Genomic DNA, 6,941 nt, shown 5'->3' on the forward strand with positions numbered 1-6,941 from the left:
AAACAGGAACGACAATGACCTCCGCTAAAGACGAGTTGGTGACTAAGTCTGCAGAAGAGCTACGCAGGTTGATTGGCTCGAAGCAGATTTCCCCAGTCGAACTGGTCGACGCCTGTATCGACCGCATCGAATCCTTGAATCCCGCTGTGAACGCGGTAACAGCGACCTGTTTCGACCGCGCGAGAAGCGAGGCAAGGGTCGCCGAGCAGCATGTGATGGATGGGAAAGAGCTGGGGCTGCTCCACGGCCTACCCATGGGCGTCAAAGACCTTGAAGATACCGCGGGCTTGCTTACCACTTACGGTTCGCCCATGTCGCGGGGCAATGTGCCGTCGCGCGATGTCGTGCTCGTTGAGCGTCTGCGCAAACAGGGGGCAATCTTGCTGGCAAAGACGAACGTGCCGGAACTCGGTGCTGGTGCAAACACGCGAAACCCGGTATGGGGTGCAACGGGCAATCCGTTCAATCCCGCGCTTATCGCAGGCGGTAGCTCGGGAGGTTCGGCTGCAGCACTCGCATGTGACATGTTCCCCGTCTGCACCGGCTCTGATACGGGAGGCTCCTTGCGCATTCCCGCGTCGAAGTGCGGAGTGGTCGGCTTTAGACCGTCGCCCGGACTCGTGCCCAACTCTCGCCGTTTATTAGGCTGGACGCCCATTTCTGTTGTCGGACCGATGGGGCGAACTGTCGCCGAGGCTGCGTTGCAGCTTGCCGCGACGGCGGGCGAGTCGGCCGGTGACCCTTTGAGCTATTCGGTCGACGCGCTTAGTTTTCGTCGGATTGGCAACGTTGATTTATCGAAACTTCGCGTCGGCTACACCGAGGACTTTGGCTGCTGCGACGTCGATGAATCGATTCGAAGAACGTTTCGGTCAAGGGTCGCTGCCATTAAGGGCGTTGTTCACGTATGCGAGCCCGTCGAATTCAACCTCGGCGAGGTGCATCGGTGCTTTGACGTGATTCGCGCCGAAAGCTTCGTCGCCGGTTTGCACGCCGCATACGAACGTGACCCCAGCGCTTTGGGTCCGAACACTCGCGCAAATTACGAAATGGGCGCGAAAATGTCATTGGCGGATTCTGCGTGGGCTCAATCGGAGCAGACCCAAGCCTTCCAGCGCTTCCAGTCGGCATTTTCCAAGTACGACGTCATCCTTTCGCCAACGACTCCGGTGTCACCCTTCCCGTGGACCGAGCTCTACGCAGCTACAGTCGAGGGAAGACCGCAGGAGAATTACTACCGGTGGCTGGCGCTCACTTATGTCGTCACGCTCACGACCCACCCGGCCCTCTCCTTGCCTTGTGGCGTCGACGAGGCGGGCATGCCCTTCGGCTTGCAGATAGTTGGACCGTTCCGTGGCGACGCGCAGACGTTGGCGATTTCCCATGCGTTCGAGCAGGCCTTTGCTGACTCGTCGACCCTGCGTCGCCCGCGCCCGAACCTCCTGCTACTGCACGAGGCTACTCCAGCGCTGAAGTCGCTTGTCACTTCACCTCCAATTTTTAACCTATCCGGAAGCGATTCATCCGGCTTTTCAATGGTGTAACCATGAGCAATCAAATTGAACGCCTGCAGACCAACGCTCGCATGAGCCAAGTCGTCGTAGCGAACGGGGTTGTCTATCTGTCTGGACAGGTTCCGGATTCGGCTGGCGCCGCCATTGATGTACAAGCGACCGAAATCCTCACCCGAATCGATAAGCTGCTGGCATCAGCCGGAATCGACAAGGCTCGCTTACTCACCGCTAACGTATGGTTGAGCGACCCGAAGCACTTCGACGGATTCAACGCTGTATGGGACGCGTGGGTGCCTGAGGGGAACGCTCCGACGCGTGCGTGCGTGACGTCGATTCTCATGAAACCGGGTCTTGACGTTGAGATTGCCGTTACGGCGCACGCCTAACTGGCGGGCCCCGGCCAATCAAGCAGCTCGCGTGGTGCGTGTACGAAAGGAATATCGAGATGAAGTTTGATGCAATGGTTCTCGGCGGCGGCATCGTCGGCACATCTGTAGCTTTGCATCTGCAGCGCCGAGGCCTCAAAGTGGCGCTCATCGACCGCAAGGCTCCTGGCAACGAGACGTCGCTCGGCAACGCTGGACTCATCCAGCGTGAAGGCGTGTATCCGTACGCTTTCCCTCGCGACTTTGCGTCCCTTGCGCACTATGCGAGCAACCGCGCGACGGATGTGCGTTATCACCCGATGGCCATGCCGAAGTTGACGCCGTTCCTTGTGAAGTATTGGCACAACTCGCGAGCCGACCGTCACGCAAAAATTGCCAGAGCCTATTCAACGTTGATAGAGCACTGTGTGTCGGAACATCGCGACCTTATTGACGCGGCGGGGGCGCAAGCTCTCCTCAGACAGAACGGGTGGATAAAGGCTTTTCGCACTGTAAAGGCTTTTGACGGCGCGGTCGCGGAAGCTTCGCGGTGGAAGGACGAGTACGGTGTCGATTTTGATGTCCTGGAAGGCAATGCTCTTCGACAAACCGAGCCATCGCTGCATTCCGTCCTTCGCGCGGCAGTTCGCTACTCGTCGTCTGATTCCGTAAGTGACCCGGCCGGCCTCGTAGATGCATATGCAAAGCTTTTCGAACGTCTCGGTGGCACTGTGCTCATTGGCGACGCCTCCACGCTAGAGGCTGGCTGGCGCGTGCGGACCGAGTCCGGAGTAGTGGAAGCGGAGACTGGGGTCATCGCCATGGGCCCGTGGTCCGGCGACCTGACCGCGAGGCTCGGCTATTCACTTCCGCTGGAGGTGAAGCGCGGTTATCACATGCACTACGCGACCAAGCCAGGCGCGGCGCTCAATCAGCCGGTTCTGGATGCCGAATTTGGCTACATGATTACACCGATGGTTCGAGGGATTCGACTGACGACGGGCGTAGAACTTGGATTCCGAGATTCACCGAAGACGCCTGTGCAACTGGAAGCCGTGGAACCTATCGCCCGTGAAGTGTTTCCTCTGGGAGAAAGAGTCGACGCAGAACCGTGGCTCGGCCGCCGTCCTTGTACGCCGGACATGATGCCTGTCATCGGACCCGCACCGCGCCATAAAAACCTTTGGTTCGCATTTGGGCACGCACACCACGGCTTGACGCTGGGCCCCATTACGGGGCGCTTGATTGCGGAATCGATTCTGGGCCTTCGCCCAACCGTAGACCTGACGCCGTTTCGAGCCGACCGATTCTAACAACCGAGCCATGAATAAATAATTCTCAAATACGAGAATTTTATTTTGGCTCGGATAAGATACTTACCACCCAACCCACGAACACAGAGTTATGTCTCGGAAGACCTTCGTCTTATACGGTAAGGATTACTAACGTAGGCCACGCGCAATGATTTACGCAAACGACTGGAAACTCTTGGAGAAACAGCATGCCTAATCGGACTCACCTTCAGACGTCGCTCGCCGGTACGTTCAGCGCAGCTCTCTTTGCATTTGCGTCCATGAATTCGTACGCAGACGAGGTAATAGCAAAGATTGCTGTCGCTGGGCCGACCACCGGCCAACTGGCAAGCTTGGGCAAAGACGTGCAGAACAGCGGGGAGTTGGCGATTGATGAGCTCAATGCCAAGAACATCGTGGTGAACGGGAAGCGTGTTCGCTTCGAACTCGTCGCGGCGGACGACGGGGCCGACCCTCGGGTAGGTACTATTGTCGCGCAGCGATTGGTTGATGACCATGTGGTCGCTGTCGTCGGCCACATCAACTCAGGCGTCGCTATCCCCGCTTCGCGCATCTACAGTCAAGCCGGCATTCCCTTCATCTCGAGCGGCGCATCAAATCCAACGCTGACTGCTCAGAACCTCAAGAACACGTTCCGCGTTGTCGCTGACGACAACGCTCAGGCACGCGGCATGGTTCAGTTCCTCAGCGGCCAGTTGAAGGCCAAGCGGATTGGACTGGTGGATGACAGGACCGCATATGGTCAGGGCCTGGGCGACCAGGTGGCGAAAGATGCAGGCGAGTCCGGGATTGCGGTAACGCGTGAGTTCACGAACGATAAGGCCGTCGACTTTCGGGCAATCCTCACTTCGCTAAAGTCAACCCAACCGGACGCCATCGTGTTGGCAAGCACTGATGCCATCGCGTCGCCTTTCGTGAAGCAAATGAAGACGCTCGGTATGACTCGCGTGCGATTCGTTGGCGGCGATGGGATTTGCACGGAGAACTGGGTTCGCGTGGCGGCCTCTGCTGCAGAGGGAGAGTACTGTACGCAGACTGGCGCGCCGCTTGACCAGCTCCCCGGTTCAAAGGAGTTTGTTCAGAAATACGAGGCACGATTCAACCAGCCACCTCAGTACTTTGGACCGTACACATATGACAGCGTCATGGTGGTCGGTGAGGCCATACGGAAGGCTGGTTCCCTCGACCCGCTAAAGCTTATCGACGCGCTCCATTCCGTCGACTACAGCGGCGTGACGGGCAGAATCGAATTTGACAACAAGGGCGACCAGAAGTACGCGGCGGTTTCGGTGTATCAGGTTAAGTCGCAGAAGATTACGTCACTGGGTGTCGTCGGAAAGATGTGATATTTCGGAGCGCGTCGTTGAGACGCGCTCCGAAACACGCCGACCCATACCGTGCCAGAGTCCGCGTTTTACAGCTTAGAGCGAACGCTGAGTAACGGTGCCGCCTGACGTGGCGAGGACATTTCGCGAAGAACCGCCGACATAGAACGAATAGGAACCACCCGGCAAAATCCATTTTTGTGAGCTGTCGTCCCATACGCCCAGCCTTTTCGCGTCGACGTTCAGCGTGACGTTCTTGGATTCACCTGGCGCCAACGCGACCTTCTGATAGGCAACGAGGCGCTTCGGCGGTTCACCGCCGAACGGAATGCCCGCGTATACCTGAGGAGTTTCAACACCTGCCCGGGTGCCGGTGTTTGTAACGGTGAAGGTCACGTTGAAGTTACCTTGCCCGTCGGGGGTCGCCGAAACGTTTCCGTACGCGTAGGTTGTGTAGGAAAGGCCAAATCCGAACGGAAAAAGCGGTTCAATCTGCTTCGCATCGAACCAACGGTAACCTATGTTCAGCTCTTCCGTGTAGTTGTACACGAGCGATTCCCCGGTGATAGGCCCCTCCGGCAAGTCAGCGTCTCTCTTGGGGAACGAAATCGGCAGCTTCGCAGAGGGATTGGCCGCCCCAAACAGAACGTCAGCGATGGCAGGACCACCTTGCGGGCCCGGATACCACGCGACCAAAACGGAGTCCACCGAGTCAATCCAAGGCATTGTGACAGCCGTACCGACCTCCAGCACGACAATCACTCGCTTAGCCTTAGCTGAAACCGCAGTTATGAGAGCGTCTTGGTCGTACGCTTGGTTTGCAGGGTCCGTCAGCGCATTTGAGAGACTGAGGCTTGGAAGGTCTATGTCCTCGGACTGGAACCGCGTTGCAAAGACGATTGCGGCATCTGCGTTAGAAGCAGCTGCACTCGCGGCTTGTGCATCTGTTCCGTCGATGTAACTGACTGTCGCATTCGGTGCGGCGCTTTTGATAGCGGAGAGCGGGGACGAAGCATACCAGGGAGCACATGCTGGTTCTACGCCGGCGGAGCCAACTTTCGTTCCTGGACGGAAACACGCGACAACTGATGCGTCCGCGCCTGGCGCATGACCCGAGCCCCCGCCGCCCATTACCGCGCGGTCGGCGTTGCCGCCGATGACAACAATCTTTCCTGTGGTCGACGCAGTGAGCGGAAGGGTCGCATTGTTGGAGCCTGTATGCACCGCGTTCTTCAACAGGACCATGCTTTGTTCGGCAACGGACTGAGAGAACTTCGCGCCGGCCGATAACTGGTCTGCTGGGATGGTCGTAGCAGTCGGTGCATCATCCAAGACCCCGACCTCAATCAGGGTTCGCAACTTGCGCTTGACCATGTCATTCAGACGAGACGTCGGTACCGCGCCCGATTGGACCGCAGCTTTGAGGCGCTGATTGAACTGCGAATACTTCCCAAATGGACCGAGAACGTAATCGTTCGCTGAGCCAGTTTCTTCCTCGTCGAGTCCAGCGTTGGCACCCTGAACTCCGTCATCCAGCGCCAGTTCCCAGTCACTTTGGACCTTCCCTTTGAACCCCCACTCATTCTTCAGGATATCCGTGATGAGATGGGCGTTCTGGCAGGCCTTGATACCGTTTACAAAGTTGTAGGCGCACATGACGTTTCCGACTTGGCTGTCTTTCACCGCCATTTCGAATGGCAGTAGATACAGTTCGCGCAGTGTTCTTTCGTCGACGTTCGAGCTGGCCGTATATCGATTCGTTTCCTGGCTGTTGGCGGCGAAGTGCTTAACTGTGGAGACCACCTTGTGGGCTTGAACGGCCTTTGTGCGAGCGACAATGAAATCGCCAGTCAGGAGCGGGTCTTCTCCCAAGTACTCGTAGTTGCGACCGTTCCGAAGCTCCCGTGCAATATTGACGCCGCCTCCCAAGCTTTCGGTGAAACCCAGTTGCCGAACCTCTTTGCCAATCAAGTCGCCGTAGGCATAAGCAAGTTGAGTATCGAAGGTTGCTGCGAGCGCTAAATTGTTGGGCAAGCTGGTCTTAACACCCGCGCTGCTGTCCGTCGGGACTTGGTCCGGTATGCCGAGCCTCGGGATTCCGGGGATACAACTCGCTCCGCTCACGGCGCACGTCGTTCCAGCCCCATGAACCTGTGAAATTTTTTCGTCGAGCGTCATCTGGGCGACTATCGCCGACGCTCTGACATCGGAAGCCGTGTCAGTGGGGTTTAGTGCAGGATTATTGGAAGAATCGTTGCTGCCGCCACCGCACGCAGACAACACGGACGCTGCCGCACTGAGTGTGAGACCCAGGCGCCGAAACTTGACTTTCATATGTCTCCCAGTATTGAAAATCATCTAGCGGGCCTCCCACCGTCGTCATGGAGGCGACGGGGTTAAAGTGAGTTTGCCAACTGCTTCAAC

The 6,941-nt window shown here is 57.6% G+C and carries 5 protein-coding genes; 4 read left to right on the top strand and 1 reads right to left on the bottom strand.

Going from position 1 to position 6,941, the window contains the following annotated elements; all coding sequences use genetic code 11:
• Positions 1–14: 14 nt before the first annotated feature.
• From AWB74_RS36305 to AWB74_RS36320, 4 genes are all read left to right on the top strand, one after another.
• Positions 15–1,544, top strand: coding sequence for an amidase (locus AWB74_RS36305; protein ID WP_061151443.1), 1,530 nt, complete (start codon positions 15–17; stop codon positions 1,542–1,544).
• 2 nt (positions 1,545–1,546) lie between these two features.
• A complete protein-coding gene (locus AWB74_RS36310; protein ID WP_061151444.1) occupies positions 1,547–1,900 on the top strand; it encodes a RidA family protein in 354 nt (117 codons plus the stop codon).
• 59 nt (positions 1,901–1,959) lie between these two features.
• A complete protein-coding gene (locus AWB74_RS36315; RefSeq protein WP_061151445.1) occupies positions 1,960–3,192 on the top strand; it encodes an NAD(P)/FAD-dependent oxidoreductase in 1,233 nt (410 codons plus the stop codon).
• Positions 3,193–3,380: 188 nt separating this feature from the next.
• On the top strand, positions 3,381–4,538 hold the full coding sequence (locus AWB74_RS36320; protein WP_061151446.1) for a branched-chain amino acid ABC transporter substrate-binding protein: 1,158 nt from the start codon (positions 3,381–3,383) through the stop codon (positions 4,536–4,538).
• 75 nt (positions 4,539–4,613) lie between these two features.
• On the opposite strand, the gene AWB74_RS36325 is transcribed toward AWB74_RS36320, so the two are convergent.
• Entirely contained in the window at positions 4,614–6,851 is a 2,238-nt protein-coding gene (locus AWB74_RS36325; protein WP_061151447.1) for a beta-glucosidase, read from the bottom strand.
• Positions 6,852–6,941 lie beyond the last annotated feature (90 nt).

The sequence above is a fragment of the Caballeronia arvi genome (assembly GCF_001544695.2).
Taxonomy (GTDB): Bacteria; Pseudomonadota; Gammaproteobacteria; order Burkholderiales; family Burkholderiaceae; genus Caballeronia; species Caballeronia arvi.